The organism is Micromonospora sp. NPDC007208, assembly GCF_042869175.1.
GTDB lineage: Bacteria > Actinomycetota > Actinomycetes > Mycobacteriales > Micromonosporaceae > Micromonospora > Micromonospora foliorum.
On the sequence record NZ_JBIAFG010000011.1, the window covers coordinates 190277 to 213797 of the forward strand.

Genomic DNA, 23521 nt, shown 5'->3' on the forward strand with positions numbered 1-23521 from the left:
GTATCCTGGCTCGCGGAGGATTCGCCTAGAGGCCTAGGGCGCACGCTTGGAAAGCGTGTTGGGTTTACACCCTCACGAGTTCGAATCTCGTATCCTCCGCTCGCCTGAGCAGCACGAACGACAGGGCCGGCCCCAACGGGGACCGGCCCTGACTCGTCTGTGCGGTGGCGTCAGCCCACCACCTGGACGTGCTCCGCGCCCTGCGCCGAGAACCACGCCTCCAGCTCAGCGCCGCCGAGGGACCGGTTCGCTTGCTCGTCGACGAGGACCGGGCCGACGACGGCACCCTTCGCGCCCTCGAACTGGCAGCCGAACATCCTCGCGCCGGTCAGCACCGTCGGCATGCTCGTGCCGCCGAGCGTGCACCAGCGCAGGCTGGCCAGCTCGAGGTTGGCGCCACGCAGGTCGGTCTTGTAGAGCTTGGCGGAATTGAGAATGGCGTGGCGGAGATCCGCCCCTTCCAGAACGGCGTCGTCGAGCTGCACCGCGAACAGCCGCGCCGAGCGGAACAACGCCTTACCGGCCGAACAACCGACCATTTCCGCCTTGGCCAGGTCGGCGAAGGAGAAATCCGCGCCGTGCAACTCGGCGTTGGTCAGGTTGGCGTCGCCGAGGTTGGCCTCCTCGAATCGGACACCGACCAGATGGGAATTGGCGAGATAAGCGCCGGTCAGGTCGAGACGGCTCAGGTCCGCGCCGCGAAAATCAAGAAAATCCCCGGACAGGTACGCCGTGGCCGAAGCGTCGGCGAACCACTCTTCCAGCGCTTCCCGCGCGTCGGAGCTGTCTGGCCAGCGGAGTACGTCGCCGCTGGCACGCTTGTACTTACTCATTTGTCGAACACCACCTTGCCGTCCCACTCCGGTCGATCAGCGACCCGCGCCCTGAGATCGGCCAACGCACTCGGCGACAGGCTCCGGGTGTTGAGGATGACGTTCTGTCCACCAGCGACCTCGTCGGCGAGTTTCTGCTCGAACTCCTCGCCATCGTAGCGGCCCTTCATACCCTCGGGCATCGGCTCACCGGCCCGCCGCCCGGCGGGGAACAAATCATTCGGCGACTTGACGTCCCAGTTCTCCCCGTTGGAATCGAGGAACTCACCCTGGTCCTTCTGGAATGCGGGATCGGAGTTGTCGAGTTCGGCCCGGCGGATCGGCCCGGGGATCTTCCCGTCCGCCTCGGCCGCGAGCCCCACCTCGGCCTCGATTCGGGACTTCGGGCTGATGTTGCCGTTGTGTGCCGGGTCGGCCGCGAGTTCCTCCAGCCGTCGGTCGTACTCGGGGGTGCCGGGCTTGGGGGTCTGGTATCCGTCGTCGCCGCCGGGCGGACGGCCCGGGGGGTCGCCGGAGTCGCCGCCGGGTCGACCGAGCTTGAACTCCGCGTCGGCGATGTCCTGCCCGCCGGTGACGCTCTCGGGCACCTCGCTGGAGCTGCGGTGCCGCTGCCCCGGGACGTCGCTGTCACCGTCACCCGGACGCGACGTCGTTCCGCTGTCACCGTTTCCGCCGGGGGGCTTGGGTTTCGCCATCGTCTACGCCCTAGCCGTTCAGCAGCTTGGACAGGTTGGTGAGGCTGGAGATCAGCGCGGCGACGTAGGTGAGGATGCGTCCACCCCACTTGACCACGGCCGCCACGATCGACGCGGCGATCGCCGGGATGGTGACGACGAAGATCGCCTCGATGGCCCACACGATCACGCGGGCCACCAGGTCGGCGATGAGGTCGCGGACGACGTCACGGGTGAACGCCACCAGGTTTCCGGCGGCCTGGGTCGCGGCGGCCATCGCGGCGGAGATGCCGCTGAGCGCGTCGATCCCGGTGACGTTGTGCGCCATCAACGCCTGGTACGCCGTGGCGGCCTGCCCCTGCCAGCCGGGCAGGTCCACCCCGAGGTGGGTCTTCAGGTCGTTGGCCATGCTCTCCAGTTCGGCGGCCATGTTGTTCCAGGTCGCCGCGTGCGAGGCCACCACGTCGGGCATGCCGGTGAGTTGGTCGAGGATTTCGCGCAGCGGCTCGAAGTACTCCATCGCCCAGCCCAACCCGTTGGCGAGCAGGGCGCTGAAGGGGTCCAATACCGTCGCGACGGCCTCGACGCCGAACGCCGCACCGGCCAGGAGGTCGTCGACCCAACCCTCGCTGTGGATGGCGTCGACCAGACCCTGGAAGCTGTCCGCGGCGGCCGCGCCGGTCCAGGGCTTACGGGTCGACTGGACGTCGGCGATCAGCGACGCGTCGGTCATGACGCCGTGTCCAGTTGGCTGCCGACCTTGCGGATCGTGTTGTCGGAGTCCACGTCGGCGTTGGCGTAGTTGTCGGCGGTCGTGCCCAACCCCTTCACCACCAGGGACAGGTTCTCCTCGGCGTACGCGATCAGCTCGTCCTGCCGAGTGTGCCGGCCCTCCAGGATCCCGGAGATCCACCCACACAACAGCCCGTACGCGGCGTCGTCCTGCGTGATGTGCGCGCTGGCGCTCTTGACCGCGGCGAAGCGGGCCCGCAGCGCCTCGATGTTGCGGGCGTGCTGGCGGATCTGTTCGGCGTCGACCTCGAACCCGCCGCTCACCGACTCACCACCGGCCGTGCTGCTCGTCCGGGCCACCCAGCGGGGGCTCGGCATCGCGCAGTTGCTGCCCGACGCGTTCGGCGATCGCCCGCGCGGCGGGCGAATCGGTGCCCAGGGTGTCGCCGATGATCTCCTGAGCGCGGTCGGCCAGTTGCCGTTTGGCCGTAGCGATCGTGGTCATGATCGTCCGGGCGGCGACATCGGGGGCGACCCGTTGCACCCGCTGGCCCAACTTCAGGTCGACAAGCGCGCCCACGGAGTCGACGGTGACCTCCACCAGCCCGTTGCCGTCGGCGACCGTCACCCGCAGTTCCTGGATGCGCGCGCTCATCGCGTCGGTGGCGGTCGCCAACTGGTCCAGGCGACCCTTCCACTCCGCGAGCCGATCCATGGCGCCGCCCGGGTCCAGCAGTCCCCCCGCGTGTGGAACCTCGGCCGTCATGTGTCCCCTCGGTCGCTCAAGGTGATCATGCTTAGCGCAGGGAGATTAACATGAGTGCGTCTGCACGACTGTCCACCTGGGACGCGATAACCGCCCGTACGCTCGACTCTGTGGTCTCATCGAGGTCGTGACCGACGCGGTGTGGGAGTGGGACGAGACCTTGTACGCGGGCAGCGCCAGCCACTACCGCGTCGGCCGGATGCCCTATCCACCCAGCCTCGCCGAGGCGATCGGCACAGCGCTCGACCTCGACGGCACCGGGCGACTCCTCGACGTCGGCTGTGGGCCCGGATCGGTGACGCTGCTGCTCGCGCCCCTGTTCGAGGCGGCCGTGGGCGTCGACGCGGACCGGGACATGCTCGTCGAGGCCCAGGCAAGAGCCGACGAGGTCGGGGCCACCAACGTCGAGTGGCGCCACCTGCGCGCCGAGGCCCTGCCGGCCGACCTGGGTACGTTCCGGGTGGTCACGTTCGCCCAGTCGTTCCACTGGATGGACCGGCCGCTCGTGGTTGGTCGCGTCCGCGACATGCTCACGCCCGACGGGGCCTGGGTCCACGTCGGCGCCAACACGCACCAGGGCGTGACCGGGGATGACCCGCTGCCGTACCCCCGACCGCCCTGGCAGCAGATCGACGAGCTGGTGGCGAGCTACCTGGGACCGGTCCGCCGGGCCGGGCAGGGGTTGTTGCCGACGGGCACCCCCTCCGGCGAGGGGGAGATCATGCGCGCCGCGGGCTTCACCGGCCCCACCCGGATCACCGTCGAACAGGGGATGGTGGTGGAACGCACCGTGGACGAGGTCACTTCGGCGGTGTTCTCGCTCTCCAGTGCGGCGCCACACCTGTTCGCCGACCGGCTCCCGGCCTTCGAGGCGGACCTGCGCCACCTCCTGACCACGGCGGCACGGAACGGCCGCTTCGCCGAACGACGCCGCGATATCGAGGTGACGATCTGGCGCCCCTGACGCTCGGTCAGGCGCGGGCGCGGCACCGGGGGGCGGTCGGCCCGGCGGGGGCGGGGCCGGGCGGAAAGCGGTCGGTCAGGCGCGGGCGCGGGCCCAGGAGAGGAAGCGGTCGGTCAGTCGGGCCGGGTCGACGTCGGTGAGGTGTTCGCCGGCTTCCGTTTGTAGCGTCGCCAGGTAGACGGTCAACGCGAGCCGGTCGTGCCGGTACTCGCCGAGCAGCCGCAGCTTCGCCGCCGAGCAGGGCCAGGCGATGCCGCACGCGGCACAGCGCCAGGTCGGTCGGGTCGGCAGGTGGTTCCGGTAGCGGCGGCGGGGCATGGACGGACCTCCTGCGCGGTGGACGGGGGGCCGCCCCGCCTCCCCGTCGGGGCGACCCCCGGACTGACACCGACCGCCGGGCTCCTGCGCCTCCACCGGTCGCGCCGTCTTCTGTGGACAACCTTCGGGTGAGTTACGAGACAGATACACCGCGTAGCGATATGGTCCTCAGATATCTAGGACATCCGATGGAGGAGCCGTGAACGACGCGCTTCGGGTGGCGCTCAGCGACACCGGGCACACCACCGAATCCCTCGCCGAGACCGTGGGCGTCGACCCCAAGACCGTGGGGCGCTGGCTGACCGAGGACCGCATCCCTCATCCGCGGCACCGGTTGGCGGCGGCGGAGGCGCTACACAAGGACGTGTCGGACATCTGGCCGGACACTTCAAGACGTCGTGACCCCATCTGGTTCCGTCCGTGGCAGGAGATCGAGCGCGAGGCGGTGTCGCTTCGCTGGTTCGAGTCGACAGTTCTGCCGGGGCTGCTCCAGACCGAGGCGTACGCCCGCGCGGTGCTGGGCGGCGCGGGCCTGATCCCCCGGGGTGAGATCGAGCGGCATCTCACCGTCCGACTCGGCCGGCAGGGCGTGCTCAAGCGGACGACCCGCCGCAGTTCACGGCGGTCGTCGACGAGGCGGTCATCCGCCGCCCGGTGGGCGGCCGGTCGACGATGCGCGAGCAACTGTTGGCCGTGGTGGCGGCGTGCGCCGAGCCGCACATCCGGGTGCACGTCGTGCCCAGCACGGTCGGCGCCTACGCCGGCCTCAACGGGCCGTTCGTGATCGCGCACAGCCACGACCACCGGGTTGCCGGCTACCTCGACAACCAACTCCAGGGACAAGTCGCTAGCGATCCCGACGACATCGCCGCCATGATGGCGGCATGGGAGAACGTGCGCGGGGAGGCGTTGTCCCACCGGCAGTCGGTCGACCTTATTCAGGAAGTGGCGGAGTCATGGAGCTGAACGGCGCCCGGTGGCGCAAGAGCAGCCGCAGCAGCGGCAACGGCGGCGCCTGTGTCGAGGTCGCCGACAACCTGCCCGGCGTCATCGGCGTACGGGATTCGAAGGACCCGACCGGCCCGGCGCTCGCCTTCGCGCCCGCGGCCTGGCGCGCGTTCGTCGCCCAGCTCGCCCGGCGGGCCTGAACGGCCCCGACGACCGTCGCAGCGCCGACCGCTACCCGGCCCTGACGGCCCGGATGCGGCCCACCCCCATAACTCCGTCGAGATCTTGGACAGTTTCCGTTCGCGCGGAACGGAAACTGTCCAAGATCTGGAGACTTGGTTCCGGAAGGCTTGCCGAGCGGGCACCGTCGTACCGGTAGCCGTCGGCGCGACCGCCTGTCTGCCGGGTCCGAACGGCGCCGACAGGCCGGTCCACCGTCGCCCACAGGCCGGTACTCGCGCGAACGCCCGGCAGGTCCACGACGGACCTGCCGGGCGTTGCTGCGCTCAGCTCAGAACAGCGAGCCGCCGCTCTGCGGCCCGGCAATCCGGAGACCGTAGTTCAGCAGCGAGGCGACTTCGGGGCGCTCGGACAGACCGCTCCACGTCTTGTTCTGCGGTACGAGCCCGCCGGCGGCACCGTGGAACGGGTTGACGACCCCGGACGGATATCCGGCGAGGCCACCACTCACCTCTTCCCCGGGCGACGCCACGAGAGCGTCGAGCCCGCCGGTGCGGTCGAGGTTCAGCAGGGCGATGGAGGAGCCGAACTTGTCGCCAGTCTCGGACGCGTCCGGAACGGCCGAGTGGTTCTGGTCGAACGCCTGCGCACCGGACCCTGTCAGCCCAGCAGCGGACCCCTTGAGCAGGGTGACGCTGCCGGCCCCGGCCCGCGAGCCGATCTGGTCGCCGGGGGCGCCGACCAGCACGTCGGCCCTGCCGTCGCCGGTCACGTCGCCGACCGCCAGCACACCGCCGAAGCGCTCGTCACTCGCCGGGTCGCCCGGTACGCCGGCCGTACGCTGGGTGATGACCTGCACCCCACTGCTGGACAGGCCGGCGGCACGGCCGGGGAAGGCCGCGATGAGGCCGCCGTTGATGTCCGGGGTCTGGGCGCCGGAGGCTCCGACGACCACCTCACCCAGCCCATCGCCGTTCACGTCGCCAATCGCGACCGCATCACCCAGGTACCAGGCGATGGTGCCGGTCCCATCGTTGGGTTCGATGGCCGCACCGGTGACCGAGGTAGCGCCGGTCAACGACACCCCACTCTGCGAGCCCCACATCAGGGTGACCATGCCGGTGCCGTCCCAGCTCACGCCGTCGTTCTCGCGAGGAGCCGTGATGACCAGGTCGTGGTACTTGTTGTTGTCGACCTTCCCGATGGCCAGCGTGTAGCCGAACTGGTCATTGGCCTCAGCCGCGCCCGGAACCGCGGCCAGGTCCTGCTGAAGGTGTTGCGCCCCGGTGGCCGTGAGACCCGCCGACCCGCCGAAGAGGACGGTGACCGCGCCGGCCATCGCCTTGCTTACGATCGCCTCTCCCCAGGCACCGATGGCGAGGTCCTCGCGGCCATCGCCGTTGATGTCGCCGGCCGCGAGGGCGCCGCCGAACTGGTCGAAGCTTTCCGGGCTGTCCGGAACACCCGGCGAATCCTGGTTGAAGTGGATTGCCGAGTCGACCACCAGGCCGGTGCCGCTGCCCGGAATGACCCAGACCCCACCGGCGTGGGTCTTGTTCTTGGGATCAGGCTCGTCGGGGTTACCGATTGCCAGGTCGTCGAAACGGTCGCCGTTGAAGTCCCCCGCCACGAGGGCCATCCCGAACGCGGTGGAGCCGCCGCCGCCCGTCATGACACCCATGAGGTAGTCGACCTTCGGGGCCGACGAGTAACTCACGCTGACCACGCCGGTCGGGTCCAATGGCAGGTTGTATTCGAACGGGTAACTGGTTACCGCGATGTCGTCGACCCCGTCGCCGTCGAAGTCGGAGCGGCCGACACCCGTGCCCCGAAACCGGGTGGGCGTCTTCATCCAGGACACCTTGTGGTGTTGAAGAGCGACGCCGTCCCGGGTGATGGTCCGTACGCTTTCCGCAGCCTTCGCCGGAGCACTGAGCACCAGGCTGGCTAAGACAGTGGGAAGAATGAGAAAGGATGCGCTTCGCTTCATGGAGACCCCGTTTCGATAGGCGCCCCGACACCATAGGCGGGCGATTAGGTTGTCGAAATGAGACGAACGGGTAGTGGGCTGGAGGGATAGGCGCGGACGGCGGGTACCGTCCGGGAGCCGGCGGGCCGGAAACCGTCGTACACATGTTCTATCCACAGGCTGTGGACGGCGGAGGGACCTGATGGGTTACCAGCTCAGCGCGGTGGTCGCGGACGCTGAGCTGCTCCGCGAGCAGACCGCCGAGCTGGATCACGCGGTCCTCGGCGAGTTGCGCCAGGACTTCGCGTTGCTGCCGGTCACCCCGCAGTTGGTGGTCGAGCTGACCGGGTCCCTGCCGGATTTCGCGACGGACGACCGGACCGCCGCGCGCCCGTTCGGCCTGGTGTTGTCGACGGCGCTGGTCGAGGTGCTGACCCGCTGGTCGCAGTCGGGGCCGGTGGCCTACCTGGAGGCGGAGTTCGGTGGTGGCGTCGGCTACCAGTCGGCGGCGGTGTGGTTGGGCGGGGCGCTGTCCTGGGGCCCGAGCTTCGACGACGAGTTGGACGCGCCGCGCGAGCGGTGGCCGATCAACGGGGCGCTGACCCGACTGGGCGTCGAGCCCGGCACGTGGATCGACCCGTTCGCCGAACTGGGGTTGCACCTGGAGCGGAACACCGACGGCTGGCTGGCGCACGGGCGGCGTCGACTCAGCGCCGACTACTGGGATGAGCTGGTCGAACAGTGGGAAAACCAGTAATCCGGCCACCGGCAGCAACCTGAACGCTCCCGTTCCGTTGGGGACTGGGGGATTCCATGAAATTGCGACAATTTGCGTTTATCGCCATGCTGATGACGGCTGCCTCGATCGCTGGCAGCGGCGTACCGCCAACCGGGCCGATCCCGGAGGGCCGGCCCGCCGGCAGCGTGGAGATCATTGACCTGAACGGCCTGCGGAACATCGAGTTCGGTGCCACCGAGGACGAGCTGACCCGGCGCGGCATCCTGCGTACCAGCCTGGATGCCTGCGGGCCGGTGCTCGCCGGCCATGACACGGTCAGCCCGGTCTTCGTGGAGGACAAACTCGTGCTCCTCTGGGTCGGCGACCCGATGCGGACACCGGAGGGCATAACGGCGGGCTCGCCCGTCGGCCAGGTCTGGGACCGCTATCCGGAGGTCAGTCGACTCCGCGCTCCACAGGGGACACACCGCCTCGACGGGTTACTCGCCCGCAGCGGCGACCGCGCGTACCTGTTCCTGCACGACGGGCGCACGGTCCGAAAAACCATCGCCGGGTACGCGGACTGGGCCCGCCGCCTCTTCGACGAGGGTGCGGGCCCGTGCTGACCGGCGCGGACTGACCTGTCGTTCGGCTCGGTCCACCATGGACCACGCCGACCGCCAGGTCAGTCGTCGTTCAGCGGAGCGACCGCCAGAAGTCGTACGAGTGGGCTGCCGCGAAGTCCGTCGTGCCCGAACCGCCACCACCGGCGAACACCCGCACGTACGGGGCGTCAGGGCGCAGTCGAGGCCAACCCGCCCGACCCGTCCGGGCGAAGTCGCTCCAGGTGCGGACCATCTCGTCGGAGAGCCGCCGCTGGGTCGGCGCGAGCGCCTCGGCGTAGTCGACAGTGAACAGGTACGGCAGCTCAGCGCAGTGGTACGCGCCGGCGGCGAACGTTGGCTCGGGTCCCTCGGTGAAGAACGGCGCGTCCTCGTCGGCGAACTCGTACCCGAAGGTCGGCACCTGCCGCGCGAACGCCAGTGCGGCGGAGTAGACAGGCTCGGCGTAGTCGTGATCGGTCAGCACCGCACCCAACGTCGCGCTGGCGGGTTGTGCGGGGTCGCGCGGATAGCGGGCCAGCACCTTCTCCGCCTGGTCACCGAACATGCCGCGCACCTGGTCGCGGTACTGGTCGTCGGTGAGCGGGCAAGACTCCGGCTCCGGCTCCGGCTCCGGCTCGGTCGACGGCGACGGCGACGGCGACGGCGACGGCGGCGGCGACGGCGACGGCGACGGCGACGGCGGCGGCGACGGCGACGGCGACGGCGACGGCGGCGGCGACGGCGACGGCGACGGGCAGTTGAGCCCGACCCGTTCCATCCCCCACACCACGAGCCGGGACTCGTCCCGGTTCATCCCGGTCAACACCGGCACCCGATGCAGCCGCCCGGTGGTCAGCGCTTCGGCCGGGTCCACCGGCAGCGTGTGGCCGTCGACGACCGGGCCGAGGTCGACACCCGCGCCGGGATAGCCGACCGTATCGACCAGCCGAGCGGGGGTCTGTCCGCGCAGGCAGGCGGCGACCCCGGCCGGGTCGGTGCAGCCGATCCTCCGAGCGAACTCCTCGGCCGCCCCGGTCGCCTCGGCCCGGGTCTGTACCGGGTTGGCGCACGAATTGCTCTGCATGATCGCGCGGTGGAACAGGCCAGCGGTGGCGGGCGCGGCGAGCTGAGCGCAGACGCTTGTCGCCCCGGCGGACTGGCCGAACAGTGTGACGTTGCCCGGGTCGCCGCCGAAGGCCGCGGCGTTACGTCGTACCCAGCGCAGCGCGGCCTGCTGATCCTGCAGGCCGAAGTTGCCGGTGCTTCCGTTCCGGCCGGCCAGCGCCGGATGCGCCAGGAAGCCGAGCGCGCCGAGTCGGTAGTTCACCGTGACGACGATGACGTCACCACCGGCCGCCAGCCGCTGTCCGCCGTACCCGGCGCCGCTGCCGAACCGGAAGTCCCCGCCGTGCAACCAGACCAGGACCGGTCGAGGCGTTCGGGTGCCGGATCGCGGGGTGGTGACGTTCAGGTAGAGGCAGTCCTCAGCCTCCGAGGGTGCGTCCATCGGCAGCCCTTGCAGTTGCGCACAGTCGGCACCGGGCCGGGTCGCCTCGCGTACTCCGGTCCACGTCGGACCGGGCTGTGGCGGCGCCCAGCGCAGCGCGCCCAGCGGCGGGCTCGCGTACGGGATGCCCTGGAACGACCGGTGGTCCGCCGCGACGGTCCCCCGCACCGCGCCCTGGTCGGTGCGGACGACGGCCGCGCTCCGGAGACCGTCGGTGGCCGCGGCCGGACCGACGGCCAGCGCCGGGCCGAGGAGGGCGAGGGCGCCCAACGCAACGGCCCATCGAGAGTACGGAATGCTGGTCATGGTCTCCCCATCTCGTCGACGCCGGTACGGCGTACGCACCGGGCTGCGCTGAGCATGTCGAGCTGGCAACAAGCTGGCCAGGGAGCTCTAGTACGCCGAGACAGAGAGACGCGAGTATCGACGGGGCACCTGCCGGTGCTCTAGTGCGCTACGGTCACCGCGAGGCCGGCAGGAGGCGACCGTGGCGGAGATCGACGAGAGCACTCCCCCCTATCTGCGCATCGTCGGGGAGTTGCGACGACGCATCCTGGCCGGCGAGTTGAGCCCCGGTGACCGGGTGCCGTCCACCCGGCAGATCGTCCGGGAGTGGGGCGTCGCCATGGCGACCGCCAGCCGCGCCCTCACCGCGCTGCGGCAGGAGAGTCTGGTGCGGGCGGTGCCGGGTGTGGGCATGGTGGTGACCGGCGCGGAGCCGACCGTGCCAAGTCGGGGCACACCGGCCGGCGGTCGGCGGCTGCCGGCCCCGGGGCTGACCCGCGACCAGGTGGTGCGGACCGCCATGGCGATGGCCGACGCCGAGGGGTTACCGGCGCTGAGCATGCGGCGCATCGCGACGGAGCTGGACGTCCCCACCATGTCGCTGTACCGCCAGGTTCGGGGCAAGGAGCAGCTTCTCGTGCTGATGGCGGACGCGGCCTTCGCCGCGCATCGGCTGCCGCGCACGTTCCCGCCTGGATGGCGAGCCCAACTGGAGTTGCTCAGCCGGCTCCAGTGGTCGATCTACCGGCGGCATCCCTGGCTGGCCCAGGTCATCTCGCTGACCCGCCCCCTGATGGCGCCGCACGCCGTCGCGCACACCGAGTGGGCGTTGCGCGCCCTCGCGCGGCACGGCCTGGACCAGCACACCCAGCTCCACCTGGTGGCGGCCCTGGCCAACCATGTTCGCGGCACCGCCATCAACCTGGAACGGGAGGCCGAGGCGGAGCAGGACACCGGCCTGACCGACGACGAGTGGATGGCGGCCCAGGCCGAGGTGCTCGGTGGGTTGCTCGCTGCGGGCGAGTTTCCGCACCTGGCCCGACTCAGCCGGACGGCGGTCGACCTCAATGTCGAGAGTCTCTTCGAATTCGGTCTGCAACGTCTGCTCGACGGGGTGGCGGCGCTGCTCGAACGGTGACCGCTCAGACCGGGTGGTTGGCCTGCTCGGGCAGGCGCGCCCCGGACGCGGCGGCGAAACCGGCGAGCGCGATCTCCGCTGCCTGTCGCAGGTCCTCCCTGCTGACTCCGGCGGCGGCGTGCACCGCCTGCCCCTCGGTGACGATCATGACGAAGCGGGAGAGCGCGACCGGGTCGGCGTGCGCGGGTAGGTCACCGTCGGTGACGGCGCGGGCGAGCCGGTCGGCGAGGGCGCCTTCACCGGCGAGGCGACTGCTGGCGAGGAACCCGGCGATGGGCGCGTTCTCGGTGGAGCAGCTGGTGCCGCCCTGGATCGACAGGCAACCGGCCGGCCGGTCGGTCCGGGTCACGGCGACCACGTTCTCGCGCAGCAGGGTGGCGACCACCTCGTACGCGGTCGGTTGTGCGAAGGCGTCCCGCGCGTACCCCATGTCCTTTTCGGCGTAGCGGGCCACGGCCTTGCGGAACAGCTCCTCCTTGCCGCCGTAGGCGGCGTAGAGGCTGGGTTTGTTGATCCCCATGGCCTCGGCGAGGTCGTTCACCGAGGCGCCCTCGTACCCCTGACGCCAGAACACCTCTACCGCGCGCTCCAGCGCCTCGTCGGCGTCGAAGCCCCGTGGTCGCCCTCGTTGCGGCACAGCCCACCACCACCCTTTCCCCTCATCCTACCGACAGCCGAAACCGATCGGTACAGAAATTTGCGGACCCGGCCGGAGGTTGCTACGGTCAGATACGTACCGCTCGGTACAGAATTTGCTGGAGGCCCGGCCGGCCGCACACCACCACACGCCAACAGAGGAGATCCATCGTGGGACAGCTCGACGGCAAGACCGCCCTCGTCACCGGAGGCACCACGGGCATCGGCCTGGCCGCCGCCCGCCGCTTCGCCGCCGAAGGCGCGTACGTCTTCGTCACCGGCCGCCGCAAGGGTCCGCTCGACGAGGCCGTGGCCAGCATCGGCGCCAACGTCACAGGCATCGCCAGCGATGTCAGCAAGCTCGACGACGTGGACCGCGTGATGCGGGCGATCGAGGAGCGTGGCGCCGGGCTGGACGTGGTGTTCGCCAACGCCGGCGGTGGGGAGTTCCGTTCGCTCGACTCGATCACGGTCGAGCACATCGCCAACACCTTCGACACCAACGTCTACGGCACGATCTTCACCGTCCAGAAGGCCCTGCCCCTGCTCAACGAGGGCGCGTCGGTCGTGCTGACCGGCTCGACGGCCGCCAGCAACGGCACCCCGGCGTTCAGTGTCTACGCCGCATCCAAGGCGGCCATCCGCTCGTTCGGCCGCACCTGGGCCGCCGAGCTGATCGGCCGGAAGATCCGGGTGAACACCCTGATCCCCGGCTCGACCGAGACCCCCGGGCTCGCGGGGCTCGCACCCAGCCCCGCGGAGGCCCCGGGGTTGCTCCAGGCCATCGCCTCGGGCGTGCCCATGCAGCGGATGGCACACCCGGACGAGATCGCCAACGCGGCGCTCTTCCTCGCCTCCGACCAGAGCAGCTTCATGACCGGCGGCGAGATCTTCGTCGACGGCGGCGAACAACAGCTCTGACGCGAAAACGCCCGGTCGATCCTCGCGGATCGACCGGGCGTTTCGGCATTTCAGAGCGGTGGCGGAGGGATTTGAACCCTCGGAGGGCGTTAACCCTCACACGCTTTCGAGGCGTGCTCCTTAGGCCGCTCGGACACGCCACCGCCGACGAGGGTACAGGACCGTCGGTTCGGACGCCGAACCGGTATCGCCCGGGCCGGCCTGGCAGGATCTTTGCCATGAGTACGCACATCGGCGCGAAGCCGGGCGAGATCGCCGAGCGGGTCCTGATGCCGGGTGACCCCCTGCGGGCCAAGTGGATCGCGGAGACCTACCTCGAGGGCGCCACCTGCTACTCGACGGTTCGGGGCATGCTGGGCTTCACCGGCCGCTGGAACGGCGTCGAGGTTTCCGTCCAGGGCTCCGGCATGGGCATGCCGTCGGCCTCCATCTACGCCCACGAGTTGATCAACGAGTACGGCGTGAAGACGCTGATCCGGGTCGGCTCCTGTGGTGCCCTCAGCACGGACCTGCAACTGCGGGACGTGGTGGCGGCGATCGGTTCGTCCACCGACTCGAACATGAACCGGATGCGCTTCGACGGGCTGATCGACTACGCCCCGGTGGCCGACTTCGGGCTGCTGCGTACGTCGGTCGAGGTGGCTGAGCGGCGCGGCATCACCATGCACGTCGGCCCGATCCTGGCGGCGGACGCCTTCTACACCGACCGGCCGGACCTCTACGACACCCTCGCCGACTACGGCGTGCTGGCGGTGGAGATGGAGTCGGCGGCGCTGTACACGATCGCCGCCCGGTTCAAGGCCCGCGCGTTGACCGTGTTGACCGTCAGCGACCACATCAAGACCGGCGAGAAGACCACCTCGGAGGAGCGCGAGCAGACCTTCAGCCAGATGGTCGAGATCGCCCTCGACACGATCATCGCCTGATCCATCTGACTGGGCGGGCAATACCGCGGAGAGCGTGATGACTGTGGGGCATCAAGATGCCGCACAGTCATCACGCTCTTTCGCGTCCGACCCGCCCGACCCGTCCGCGGCTGAGGCGCAGCCCCGCCCGGACGGCCCGGCTCAGCGGAAGAACGCGCGCAGAACGGCGGCGGTCTCGGCCTCCAGCACCCCGCCGTAGACCTCGGGGCGGTGGTTGAGCCGACGGTCCCGCAGGACGTCCCAGAGCGACCCGGCCGCGCCGGTCTTGGGCTCCCACGCGCCGAACACGACTGTGGAGACCCGGGCCAGCACCAGCGCCCCGGCGCACATGGTGCACGGTTCCAGGGTGACCACCAGGGTGCAGCCGTCCAGCCGCCACCGGCCGGCGCGCTCGGCACCCCGGCGCAGGGCCAGCACCTCGGCGTGGGCGGTGGGGTCGCCGGTCAGCTCCCGCTCGTTGCGGCCGGTGGCCAACTCGGTGCCGTCCGGACCAAAGAGCACCGCCCCCACCGGCACGTCGTCGACGTCGGTGCTGACCGCGTCGTCGACGGGTGGACCGGCGACGGCGACCTCCAGGGCGCGGCGCATCCACAACTCGTGCCGCTGCCGTCGGCCGGCCTCGCCCAGGTCGGCCAGGCCCTCGTTGGCGCCGGGCCCGGCGCGGCCCACCGCACCGGGGGTCGGCTGGCCCGGCCGGATCGACTCCAGAGACGGATCGGTCGCGTCGGCCGGCTCAGACCTCACGCAGCTCCTCGACCTCGTCGGCGCAGCCGAGCACCTGGCAGATCTCGGAGGTGACGTCCGCCGGCATCATCCCCTCGTGGGTGCAGAGGGTCAGCAGCTTCTGCGCGGAGATGCCCAGGTTGGCCAGCAGGTCGGCGTCACCGACCGGGTCGGCCTCCGGATCGACGACGGGCTGCTCGCTCTCCTCGTCACCGGTGCTCACCGGGCGTGGCTCCTCGTCACCGTCGAGCCCGGTGACCGAGGTCTTCAGGTCACCGACCAGCACCGACCCCAGCAGCGACTCCTCGGCGTACGCGGAGTCCGAACCGAACACCCGCAGGTCCTCGCCCTCGTCGAGGCGCAGGATCACCAGGTACGCGTCGTCGGCCTCGACGAAGAGCAGCGACACGTCGGCCTCCAGGTCGACGTCCCGCAGCCGGTCGGCGACCTCGTCGATGTCGGTGGCGCCACGCAGGCTGACCTCGGCGGCGGTCCAGCCACTGTCGTCGCGCACCACGGCCGCAGCGAAGTACGACACGGTCCCCCCAATAGCCCTCGACACAGCGTCGACTCGTTACGCGTGCACGTTAGCCGGTCGGGTCGGCGGGCGACCCGTCAACGCCCCGAAGGGCGGGTCATTCCTGACAAAGTCGGATCAGCCGACGACTCGGCGGCGGGTGGCGATGAGCTGGCGCAGACGCTCGGTGCGCTGCCGCTGCGGTCGGCTGCGCTGGCGGACCGCCCGGGCGCCCGCCAACTCGGCCAGCAACTGCAGGCGACGGCGACTGCGATCGGGATCCTGCCGGGGAGTGGTCCAGGCCATAGTCCCGAGCGTGCCGAGTCTCGGCGGCCACGTCAAGACGGCGTTCGCTACGCAGCCAACCGGGCACAGGGCGCAGTCACCGAGCGCCGTTTCGGGGCCTGTCCGTGCCGGTCACCACAGCGGCCAGTCACCACTTGTCGCCCAGCGGAGCGCCACCACCGCGGCGGCGATGCTCCAGCCACCCGCCGTGACGATGGCGACGCCGGTGGCCACCCCCCGGTCGCCGTAACGGACCAGCACCAGGGCGGTGACCCAGGCCAGCAGGCCGGCGATCACCGTCCACCAGGCGTAGCTGGCCACGTCGGTGCCGAGCAGGCCGAACAGCAGCAGCCAACCGGCCGCCGCGCCGCCGCCGGCGGCGACACCACCGCCGGTGACCGGGTGCGGCTCGCGGTAGGTGGGCCGGGTCGGAGGCCCGGAGGGGAAGAGGCCCGACGGGGTACGCGGCACCGGGCGGGCGGCACCGAAATCCGGGCCAGGTTCGGGTCGGACAATGGTCACCGTCGCTGCCCTCCCTCACGCGTGCCGCTCGTGCCCACGGTACCGGCTCTGCCAGGATGACCTGATGTCCTCGCCGACGATCAGCCGCCGCGCTCGTCCGGCGTACCCGATCCTGCTGCTGCTCGCCCCGGTGCTGGCCGCCGGCTGCGCGACCACCCGGCCGGGGGTGCCCGACGGCGCCGCGCCGACGCCACCTGCGGTCTGGGCGACCGCCGACCAGCCGGCGTCACAGTCGCCCACGCCGACGGCGGCCGACCCGAGCCCCCCGGCGCCGTCGTCGGCCAGGCCGTCGGCGACGGCACCCCGCACCGGGCTGAAGCATGTCTTTCCGGTACGCGCCGACAACGTCGACTACCACCCCACGCACGGGGCGTACCCGGCGACGGACCTCTTCGCCGACTGCGGCGAGCCGTTCGTGGCGGTGACCGACGGGACGGTGCTGGAGGTGAGCCGCGTCGACCGGTACAGCAAACGTGGGCGGCAGGGGCCGGACAACGGCGGCCTGTCGGTCGCCCTGCTCGGCGACGACGGGGTGCGCTACTACGGCTCACACCTGAGCGTGGTGACCAGCGGCGTCGACGCCGGGGTGCGGGTCCGGGCCGGGCAGCAGCTCGGCAAGGTGGGCCGCACCGGCAACGCGAACAACGTCTGCCACGTGCACTTCGGCATCTCACCGGCGTGCTCGGGCAAGGACGGCTGGTGGATCCGACGCGGGGTGATCTGGCCGGCGCGTTACCTGGACTCCTGGCGGCGTGACGGCAACCGGGAACCGGCCGCCGAGGTCACCGCGTGGCAACGCCGACACGGCTGCCCGAAGGCGCCCTGACATGGCCCGCGCGAGAGATCCCATCGCCGACCTGCGCCGGATCGCGTTCCTCCTGGAGCGCGCCAACGAGGCCACCTACCGCGTACGCGCGTTCCGGTCGGCGGCGAAGGCGCTGGCCGGCATGCCCGCGACCGAGCTGACCGAACGGGCCGGCAACGGCACGCTCACCGAGCTGGCCGGGGTCGGTGACGTCACGGCCCGCTGCGTGGCGGAGTCCCTCGCCGGTGAGGAACCGGTCTACCTCCGTCGGCTGGTGGCGACCGAGGGCAGCGACCTGGACGCCGAGGCCACGGCGCTGCGCGCCGCCCTGCGCGGCGACTGTCACACCCACTCGGACTGGTCCGACGGCGGTTCACCCATCGAGGAGATGGCGCTGGCCGCGGTGGAGTTGGGCCACGAGTACCTGGTGCTGACCGACCACTCGCCCCGGCTGACGGTGGCCCGGGGGCTGACCGCGAGCCGGCTGCGCCAGCAACTCGACCACGTGGCAAAGGTCAACGCGGCGCTGCCCGAGGGCTTCCGGATCCTCACCGGGATCGAGGTGGACATTCTCGCCGACGGCTCCCTGGACCAGGACGACGACCTGCTGGCGCGGCTCGACGTGGTGGTCGGGTCGGTGCACAGCGGCCTGAAGGACGAGCGGTCGAAGATGACCCGGCGCATGCTGAAGGCCGTCGCCAACCCACACCTGGACATCCTCGGCCACGTCACCGGCCGGATGGTGTCGTCCCGCCCGGCCGGGGTGACCGGTCCAGGCGACCGAGGGCACCGCGCCCGTACCCGGGCGGAGAGCGACTTCGACGCGGACGCCGTCTTCGCCGCCTGCGCCGAGCACGACACCGCCGTCGAGATCAACTCCCGGCCGGAGCGGCAGGACCCCCCGAAGCGCCTGATCCGCCGGGCACTGGAGGCTGGCTGCCGGTTCGCCATCAACACCGACGCGCACGCGCCCGGCCAACTCGACTGGCAACGATTCGGCTGCGAACGCGCCGCCCTCTGCGGCGTCCCCGCCGACCGCGTCATCAACACCTGGTCGGCGGAGCAACTGGTGGCCTGGACGCAGAACCGTCCCTGACCAGCCCTCCAGCGCCGGATCCGGGTGGTCGGTCAGCGGCGGGCGGGTTCGGCGGCGGGTGTGGCGGGTGCGCCGACGCCGACGACCGGGCTGGTCCGGCGGCGACTGAACATCCCTTGCGACACCGCGACCCCGAGCAGCACGATCAGCGCGCCGACCGGTTGGTGCCAGTTGAGTCGTTCGTCGAGCGCCACGGCACCGATCAGCACCGCGAAGATCGGGATCAGGTACGTGACGGTGGACGCGGTGCTCGCGCCGGCCACCCGGATGTTGCGCATGTTGATCACGAACGCGAGCCCGGTGCCGAGCGCGCCGAGGGTCAGCACACTTGCCACCACCCCCGCCGACAGCTCGGTGGGCAGCGGCGGCAGGCCGGCGACGAAGGGAGTGACGATGGCCAACTGCGCGGCGGCGAGCAGCAGTTGCGCGGTGGAGAGCGACAGCCCCGAGTACGCGCTGCCGGCGACGAACCGCTTCTGGTACGGGATGGCCACGCCGTAGCAGGCCGCCGCACCGAAGCACATGAGTTGCCCGGTGAAGTGCGCCCCGCCGATGCCCTCCCAGACCCCGAGAACCACCAGCACCCCGACGAAGCCGAGCCCGAGCCCGACCGCACGGCGCATCGTGAGCCGCTCGGTGCGGAAGACCAGCACCGCCAGCGGCAGCACGATCAACGGCGTGGTGGCGTTCCAGATGCCGGCCAGCATCGACTCGACCCGCTGCTCGCCGTAGCCGAAGAGGGTGAACGGCACAGCCACGCCGAAGGCGGCGACGACGGTCAGGTGCGCCCAGACCCGGGGCTCGCGGGGCAGCCGGTCGCGCAGCACGGCGAGAACGACCAGCAGGGTCAACGCGCCGGCGACGACCCGGTAGAGGGTGAGTTGAACCGGGTGCAGCTCGGCCACCCCGACCTTGATGAAGAGGAAGCTGGAACCCCAGATCGCGGCGAGGGCGACGAAACCGGGCAGCCAGGCGCGGACCGGCGCTTTGTCAGGAGTGGTATCGGTGGTCACCCCTGACACTCTGCCGCAACCGTACGACAAAGTCGCGCGCCTTTCGGCCGTCGCGCCGTGCCTGAACCCGCAGCTCGAACACGACAAACGTCGGCGACACCGGGGTGGGGTGGTCACGTAGGGTCGCACCGTGGGACGAATTGATGAACTCGCCAACCGCTACGTGGCCGAGTGGGCGCCGTTGAGCCCCACCGGCGCGACCTTCGTCGGCATCGCCGGCCATGACGACCAGCTCGACGACCTCTCGCCCGACGGTTATGCGGCCCGCGCGGACCTCACCCGCCGGACGCTCGCCGAGCTTGAGGTGACCGAGCCGGAGACCGAATCGGAACGGACCGCCAAGGAGGCCATGCAGGAACGGCTCGGCCTGGACCTTGCCCGCTACGACGCCGGCGAGGTGACCAGCGAGGTCAGCGTGATCGCCAGCGGGCTGCACGAGATTCGCATGGTGTTCGACCTGATGCCGACCGCGACCAGCGACGAGCAGGCCAACATCGCCGCCCGGCTCAACGGCTTCGGGGCCGCGCTGGAGGGCTACAAGACCACGCTGCGTGAGGCGCTCGCCGCCGGTCAGGTCAGCGCGAAGGTGCAGCTGGTCGAGGTCGCCAAGCAGTGCGACATCTGGGTCGACCCGACCGGCGACAACTTCTTCCACGGGCTGGTCGAGCGGCTGGGGGCGGAGGGCACGCTCGGCGCGGAGCTGCGTCGGGGTGCCGCGGCGGCGACCGCGGCGACAGCCGAGTTCGGCCAGTTCCTGCGTAACGAGCTTGCCCCGCACGGGCGGGACAAGCAGGCCGCCGGCCGGGAGCGCTACGAGCTCGCCTCGCAGTACTTCCTCGGCGCCAAGATCGACCTCGACGAGACGTACGCCTGGGGTTTCGCGGAGTTGGCCCGCCTGGAGGCGGAGATGCGGGTAGTGGCGGGGCGCATCGCCGGCTCCGGTGCCAGCGTCGACGAGGCCGTGGCCACGTTGGATGCCGACCCGGCCCGGACCATTCAGGGCAAGGAGGCGTTCCGGGACTGGATGCAGGCGCTGGCCGACAAGGCGATCACCGAGCTGCACGGCACCCACTTCGACATCCCGGAGCAGGTCCGCCGCATCGAGTGCTGCCTCGCCCCGACCAGCGACGGCGCCATCTACTACACCGGCCCGAGTGAGGATTTCTCTCGCCCGGGTCGGATGTGGTGGGCGGTGCCGCAGGGCATCAGCGACTTCTCCACCTGGCGAGAGGTGACCACGGTCTACCACGAGGGCGTGCCGGGTCACCATCTCCAGGTGGCGCAGACCGCTGTCCGGGCCGACCTGCTCAACCGCTGGCAGCGGTTGCTCTGCTGGGTCTCCGGGCACGGCGAGGGCTGGGCGCTCTACTCGGAGCGGCTGATGGACGAGCTGGGTTACCTGGAGGACCCGGGCGACAAGCTGGGCATGCTCGACGGCCAGGCGATGCGCGCGGCACGGGTGATCGTAGACATCGGCATGCACCTGGAGCTGGAGATCCCGAAGGACAATCCCTTCGGTTTCCACCCGGGCGAGCGGTGGACGCCCGAGCTGGGCTGGGAGTTCATGCGGGCGCACTGCCGGGTTCCGGACGAGAACCTGCGCTTCGAGTTGAACCGCTACCTGGGTTGGCCGGGGCAGGCGCCGTCGTACAAGGTGGGTGAGCGGATCTGGCTCCAGGCCCGCGAGGACGCCAAGGCCCGCAAGGGCGCCGATTTCGACCTGCGGGAGTTCCACCGGCAGGCGTTGGACCTGGGTGCGCTGGGTCTCGACCCGCTGCGCCGGGCGCTGGCCCGGCTCTGACCGGCCATGGCTGCGCGCGCCGACGGTACGACGAGTCCGTCGCCGCGCGCAGCCACGCCCCGAGCCGAGGCTGCTCCCGCGACCGACCGCCCGAGTCGAGGCTGCTCGCCCGACCGACCGCTCCGCCCGAGGCTGCTCGCCCGACCACCGCTCCACCCGAGGCCGCTCGCGCGACCGAGGGCTCAGCCGAGGGTGAGTGCCAGCGCCGGCCGTGCGGTCAGCGTGTTGCTGGTGACGTACGCCAGGTCGATGACGGGGTCGGTGAACGTGATCGGGATGGGCGAGGTGACCGGAAGGCCGTCCGGTAGCGGCAGGTCCGGCGTCAGCGTGATCTTGATGCCGAGCAGTCGGCCGACGAACCGGGTCGCGTAGAAGGCCACGTCTCCCCGGACGGTCAGCTGTTTGGTCGCGTACCGCTGGGTGCGCCCTGCGGGGCCGTCGGCCTGCAGTAGGAAGTCTGCGGTCACCGCCTCCCGCATGCTGAACTTCAGCACCTTGAGGTCGCCCTGCACGGTGTGCAGGTCCGTGACCCCCTCGAACCGTAGCCCGGTCATCCGCACCGACGACCCGGTGAGCTTCGACGGCGTCCGGGCCACCGTCGGCAGGGCCGGATCGGCGGCGATACGCGGCAGCGGCTTGCCCGGCTGCACCGTGCCCGGCTTGTCGGGTGCCGGAGTGCCGGGCTTGCCCGGTGGCTGCGACGGGCAGTCGCCGGGGCTGGGGCGTGGCGCCGCCGTGCTGGTCGGCCGGGCTGTCGGCGTGGCGGTGGGGGTCACCGAGGGCGCCGGGTCCTCTTGGCCGCCGACGCCGAGCAGATCGCCGATTCCGTCCAGGATGTCGGTGATCACGTTGCCGCCCCGCGCAGGGCTCGGGGTGGGCGTCGACGTGGCCGCGCTGCGGCTGGGCGACGGGATGACGGCCCGGGGTGGGGTGGGGCAGCCGGTCGAGGCCGGTCGGCTCGGCGCGGCCTGCACCGCTCGGGGCTGGCTGGCCAGGCCGACGGCCGCCAGGCCGAGAACCACGAGAGCGACGGCGAAGGCCCGCGGATCCACCGTACGTCCCGGCCACTTGGGCGGCGAACCCTCGTCGGACGCGCCGTCCAGGCCGGCACCGTCCAGATCATCGCCGTCCTGCTCGGTCTCGACCTGTTGCGGGGTGGGTGGTGCGGGGCGGGTCGGCGTCCAGGCGAAGGCGAGCGCGCTGCCGACGATGCCGAGCAGCAGACCGACGAAGAAGCCGCCGAGGTTGAGCCCGATCAGCGAGTACACCGCGGTGACCGCCGCGACGATCGAGTAGAACAGCCGCTGTGCCGGGGTGAACCAGAGCAGCAGCCCACAGGTCACCAGGATGATCGGGATCAACAGCGAGAGCAGGCCGCCCGCGCCACTGTGGAAGCTGAGGCCGTTGAGGGTCATCCGGGTGGAGGCGAACATCTCCAGTCCGGCCAGGGCGATGAGCAGTCCGCCCCAGAACGGCCGGCTGCGCTGCCAGCGGCGGAAGCGCCGCCACGCCTGAGCCGGACCACCGGGCCGGGCGTGGGACGGGTTCGCGGTTGTCACGTACTCCTCCTGGCCGAGCGGGGATGGGGGCATGGGCCCGGCCCGCGGTGCTGACCACCACGGGCCGGTGCTCACCTCAGAAGCACTCCTTGCCCTTGGCGTCGTCACCCACGTTGACCTTGAGTCGGAGGCCGACCAGGTTGAACGTGGCCGCCGTGGTGTAGCGGGACACCTGTTGCAGGTTGGTGATGGTGACATGGTCGGAGTTCTGGCCGAACGACCCGGCCTGTGCGGTGGGGTTCAGGTCGGTGGCGTCGCGGCCGATCCTGATGTTGGTGAAGGTGGCGTTGCCGTTCAACGAGTCCATCGCGATCAACAGGTCCTTGGCGCGGGCGGGTTCCTTGCCCTCGCCGGCGTTGATGGTGAGCACCACCGGCAGGCCGGGCAGGTCGGCGCGGACGGACTGGCAGAGGCTGTACAGCTCGGCGCTGCTGATCTCGGAGAGCGCGATCGGGTGGACCTGGCCGGACTTCCCGTCCTTGCCCTTCTCGCGGACGATGCCGCCGTACTGCTTGAAGCCGTCGCCCTCAAGCCGGTCGGCGCCGATCTTGAACGTCTGCCCGGAGACCGTGATGTCGGACGCGATCGCGCCGGTCGACATTCCGAACAGGATGGCGCCGGCGGCCGCCGTGGCGGGCACCATCATGGCGGCGAAACGCCACCATCGGGTACGACCCTGACTGTCTAACCGATCCTGCACGGGCTCCTCCTCGGGTCGATGCGCGCGAGTGGCCGGTCCGAACGGGCGGCCCGCACGGGGAGCCCGCGTTCTGTTACCGGCTGGTAACCATCGGGCTTGATGGTGCACCCGTTGCGGCGCAGGTCACAACCCCCTGATTACCCGGCGGTAACAGTCGCGCGACCGGGCGGAGGTGTGGCATCACAGAAGGTGAGCGCACTCGCCATCGCAACCCTCCTAAATGGCCACAAGGCGGGCGCAGGGCGGCAGCGGAATCAGCGCAAGGTGACGCTACATTGACTAATTACAATCGAGTAACAAATGTAAAGCAGGCAGGTCGCGCGGGTTGTCACAGAACCGAGGGGTGGACCGCGTCGCGGTCCACCCCTCGGTCGTACGTC

General features: G+C 70.8%; 26 protein-coding genes, 2 tRNA genes and 1 pseudogene. 12 read left to right on the forward strand and 17 right to left on the reverse strand.

All coding sequences use genetic code 11. The features are described 5' to 3' along the window. Positions 1–14 precede the first annotated feature (14 nt). Positions 15–99, forward strand: a tRNA-Ser gene (locus tag ACFYL6_RS22070). A gap of 71 nt (positions 100–170) precedes the next feature. Here ACFYL6_RS22070 and ACFYL6_RS22075 read toward each other — a convergent pair. The 5 genes from ACFYL6_RS22075 to ACFYL6_RS22095 are packed head-to-tail and all read right to left on the reverse strand — an operon-like array spanning position 171 to position 3005. Then, positions 171–833, reverse strand: a complete 663-nt coding sequence (locus tag ACFYL6_RS22075) for a pentapeptide repeat-containing protein (RefSeq protein ID WP_387173752.1) — start codon at positions 831–833, stop codon at positions 171–173. Next, a complete protein-coding gene (locus ACFYL6_RS22080) occupies positions 830–1528 on the reverse strand; it encodes a hypothetical protein (RefSeq protein WP_387173754.1) in 699 nt (232 codons plus the stop codon). The genes ACFYL6_RS22075 and ACFYL6_RS22080 overlap by 4 nt, the downstream gene beginning before the upstream one ends. Before the next feature lie 10 nt (positions 1529–1538). Next, positions 1539–2240, reverse strand: a complete 702-nt coding sequence (locus tag ACFYL6_RS22085) for a WXG100 family type VII secretion target (RefSeq protein WP_387173756.1) — start codon at positions 2238–2240, stop codon at positions 1539–1541. Then, positions 2237–2617, reverse strand: coding sequence for a hypothetical protein (locus ACFYL6_RS22090; RefSeq protein WP_387173758.1), 381 nt, complete (start codon positions 2615–2617; stop codon positions 2237–2239). Before ACFYL6_RS22090 ends, ACFYL6_RS22085 begins: the two co-directional genes overlap by 4 nt. Continuing rightward, a complete protein-coding gene (locus ACFYL6_RS22095; protein ID WP_387173760.1) occupies positions 2568–3005 on the reverse strand; it encodes a YbaB/EbfC family nucleoid-associated protein in 438 nt (145 codons plus the stop codon). The genes ACFYL6_RS22090 and ACFYL6_RS22095 overlap by 50 nt, the downstream gene beginning before the upstream one ends. 127 nt (positions 3006–3132) lie before the next feature. Between ACFYL6_RS22095 and ACFYL6_RS22100 the strand changes: the two genes are divergently transcribed. Next, positions 3133–3969 carry a class I SAM-dependent methyltransferase gene (locus ACFYL6_RS22100; RefSeq protein ID WP_387173762.1) on the forward strand — a complete coding sequence of 279 codons (837 nt, stop codon included), beginning with the start codon at positions 3133–3135 and terminating at the stop codon, positions 3967–3969. A 75-nt stretch (positions 3970–4044) separates the two neighbouring features. On the opposite strand, the gene ACFYL6_RS22105 is transcribed toward ACFYL6_RS22100, so the two are convergent. Continuing rightward, entirely contained in the window at positions 4045–4287 is a 243-nt protein-coding gene (locus ACFYL6_RS22105; protein WP_112604744.1) for a flavin reductase, read from the reverse strand. A 199-nt stretch (positions 4288–4486) separates the two neighbouring features. Between ACFYL6_RS22105 and ACFYL6_RS22110 the strand changes: the two are divergent. Continuing rightward, positions 4487–5253: pseudogene (locus tag ACFYL6_RS22110) on the forward strand (Scr1 family TA system antitoxin-like transcriptional regulator). Then, positions 5244–5435 (forward strand): DUF397 domain-containing protein, encoded by a 192-nt coding sequence (locus ACFYL6_RS22115; RefSeq protein ID WP_387173764.1) that lies wholly within the window; start codon positions 5244–5246, stop codon positions 5433–5435. The pseudogene ACFYL6_RS22110 and the gene ACFYL6_RS22115 overlap by 10 nt, the downstream one beginning before the upstream one ends. A gap of 311 nt (positions 5436–5746) precedes the next feature. Here the strand turns inward: ACFYL6_RS22115 and ACFYL6_RS22120 are convergent, their stop codons facing one another. Beyond that, complete coding sequence (locus ACFYL6_RS22120; RefSeq protein WP_387173766.1) at positions 5747–7267, reverse strand: hypothetical protein; 1521 nt, start codon at positions 7265–7267, stop codon at positions 5747–5749. A 319-nt stretch (positions 7268–7586) separates the two neighbouring features. Here ACFYL6_RS22120 and ACFYL6_RS22125 point away from each other — a divergent pair, with 319 nt between their 5' ends. Together ACFYL6_RS22125 and ACFYL6_RS22130 are read left to right on the forward strand one after the other, a co-directional pair. Next, positions 7587–8141: a hypothetical protein gene (locus ACFYL6_RS22125; RefSeq protein ID WP_387173768.1), complete on the forward strand. Its 555-nt coding sequence runs from the start codon at positions 7587–7589 to the stop codon at positions 8139–8141. 92 nt (positions 8142–8233) lie between these two features. After that, positions 8234–8728 carry a hypothetical protein gene (locus ACFYL6_RS22130; RefSeq protein WP_387173770.1) on the forward strand — a complete coding sequence of 165 codons (495 nt, stop codon included), beginning with the start codon at positions 8234–8236 and terminating at the stop codon, positions 8726–8728. 70 nt (positions 8729–8798) lie between these two features. Here ACFYL6_RS22130 and ACFYL6_RS22135 read toward each other — a convergent pair whose 3' ends face one another. Next, positions 8799–10520, reverse strand: coding sequence for a carboxylesterase/lipase family protein (locus ACFYL6_RS22135; protein ID WP_387173772.1), 1722 nt, complete (start codon positions 10518–10520; stop codon positions 8799–8801). A gap of 181 nt (positions 10521–10701) precedes the next feature. Here ACFYL6_RS22135 and ACFYL6_RS22140 point away from each other — a divergent pair, with 181 nt between their 5' ends. Then, entirely contained in the window at positions 10702–11637 is a 936-nt protein-coding gene (locus ACFYL6_RS22140) for a TetR/AcrR family transcriptional regulator C-terminal domain-containing protein (RefSeq protein WP_387173774.1), read from the forward strand. Between the two features lie 4 nt (positions 11638–11641). Here the strand turns inward: ACFYL6_RS22140 and ACFYL6_RS22145 are convergent, their stop codons facing one another. After that, positions 11642–12274, reverse strand: a complete 633-nt coding sequence (locus ACFYL6_RS22145) for a TetR/AcrR family transcriptional regulator (RefSeq protein ID WP_387173776.1) — start codon at positions 12272–12274, stop codon at positions 11642–11644. 170 nt (positions 12275–12444) lie between these two features. Here ACFYL6_RS22145 and ACFYL6_RS22150 point away from each other — a divergent pair, with 170 nt between their 5' ends. Further along, positions 12445–13194, forward strand: a complete 750-nt coding sequence (locus ACFYL6_RS22150; protein ID WP_387173778.1) for an SDR family oxidoreductase — start codon at positions 12445–12447, stop codon at positions 13192–13194. A gap of 56 nt (positions 13195–13250) precedes the next feature. Here the strand turns inward: ACFYL6_RS22150 and ACFYL6_RS22155 are convergent. Next, a tRNA-Ser gene (locus tag ACFYL6_RS22155) sits at positions 13251–13337 on the reverse strand. A 75-nt stretch (positions 13338–13412) separates the two neighbouring features. Here ACFYL6_RS22155 and deoD point away from each other — a divergent pair. Next, on the forward strand, positions 13413–14120 hold the full coding sequence (deoD, locus tag ACFYL6_RS22160) for a purine-nucleoside phosphorylase (RefSeq protein ID WP_074315244.1): 708 nt from the start codon (positions 13413–13415) through the stop codon (positions 14118–14120). Positions 14121–14261: 141 nt separating this feature from the next. Here deoD and ACFYL6_RS22165 read toward each other — a convergent pair whose 3' ends face one another. The 4 genes from ACFYL6_RS22165 to ACFYL6_RS22180 form a co-directional block, all read right to left on the reverse strand. Continuing rightward, positions 14262–14708, reverse strand: coding sequence for a nucleoside deaminase (locus ACFYL6_RS22165; protein WP_387173831.1), 447 nt, complete (start codon positions 14706–14708; stop codon positions 14262–14264). A gap of 145 nt (positions 14709–14853) precedes the next feature. Then, a complete protein-coding gene (locus ACFYL6_RS22170) occupies positions 14854–15381 on the reverse strand; it encodes a tRNA adenosine deaminase-associated protein (protein WP_387173780.1) in 528 nt (175 codons plus the stop codon). A 117-nt stretch (positions 15382–15498) separates the two neighbouring features. Beyond that, positions 15499–15666 carry a hypothetical protein gene (locus tag ACFYL6_RS22175; protein ID WP_167493094.1) on the reverse strand — a complete coding sequence of 56 codons (168 nt, stop codon included), beginning with the start codon at positions 15664–15666 and terminating at the stop codon, positions 15499–15501. Between the two features lie 111 nt (positions 15667–15777). Further along, a complete protein-coding gene (locus tag ACFYL6_RS22180) occupies positions 15778–16167 on the reverse strand; it encodes a hypothetical protein (protein WP_387173782.1) in 390 nt (129 codons plus the stop codon). Positions 16168–16231: 64 nt separating this feature from the next. Between ACFYL6_RS22180 and ACFYL6_RS22185 the strand changes: the two genes are divergently transcribed. Both ACFYL6_RS22185 and ACFYL6_RS22190 read left to right on the forward strand, forming a co-directional pair. Next, entirely contained in the window at positions 16232–16993 is a 762-nt protein-coding gene (locus ACFYL6_RS22185) for a M23 family metallopeptidase (protein ID WP_387173784.1), read from the forward strand. Position 16994: 1 nt separating this feature from the next. Then, entirely contained in the window at positions 16995–18068 is a 1074-nt protein-coding gene (locus tag ACFYL6_RS22190; RefSeq protein WP_387173786.1) for a PHP domain-containing protein, read from the forward strand. A 32-nt stretch (positions 18069–18100) separates the two neighbouring features. Here the strand turns inward: ACFYL6_RS22190 and ACFYL6_RS22195 are convergent, their stop codons facing one another. After that, positions 18101–19081, reverse strand: coding sequence for a DMT family transporter (locus ACFYL6_RS22195; RefSeq protein WP_387173788.1), 981 nt, complete (start codon positions 19079–19081; stop codon positions 18101–18103). Positions 19082–19211: 130 nt separating this feature from the next. Here ACFYL6_RS22195 and ACFYL6_RS22200 point away from each other — a divergent pair, with 130 nt between their 5' ends. Continuing rightward, the gene (locus ACFYL6_RS22200; protein WP_387173790.1) at positions 19212–20882 is read left to right on the forward strand and encodes a DUF885 domain-containing protein; all 1671 of its coding nucleotides are present in this window, start codon (positions 19212–19214) and stop codon (positions 20880–20882) included. Between the two features lie 182 nt (positions 20883–21064). Here the strand turns inward: ACFYL6_RS22200 and ACFYL6_RS22205 are convergent, their stop codons facing one another. Together ACFYL6_RS22205 and ACFYL6_RS22210 are read right to left on the reverse strand one after the other, a co-directional pair. Next, positions 21065–22441 (reverse strand): DUF6114 domain-containing protein, encoded by a 1377-nt coding sequence (locus tag ACFYL6_RS22205; RefSeq protein WP_387173792.1) that lies wholly within the window; start codon positions 22439–22441, stop codon positions 21065–21067. Between the two features lie 76 nt (positions 22442–22517). Continuing rightward, positions 22518–23141 carry a DUF6230 family protein gene (locus ACFYL6_RS22210; RefSeq protein ID WP_112700053.1) on the reverse strand — a complete coding sequence of 208 codons (624 nt, stop codon included), beginning with the start codon at positions 23139–23141 and terminating at the stop codon, positions 22518–22520. Positions 23142–23521: the final 380 nt, after the last annotated feature.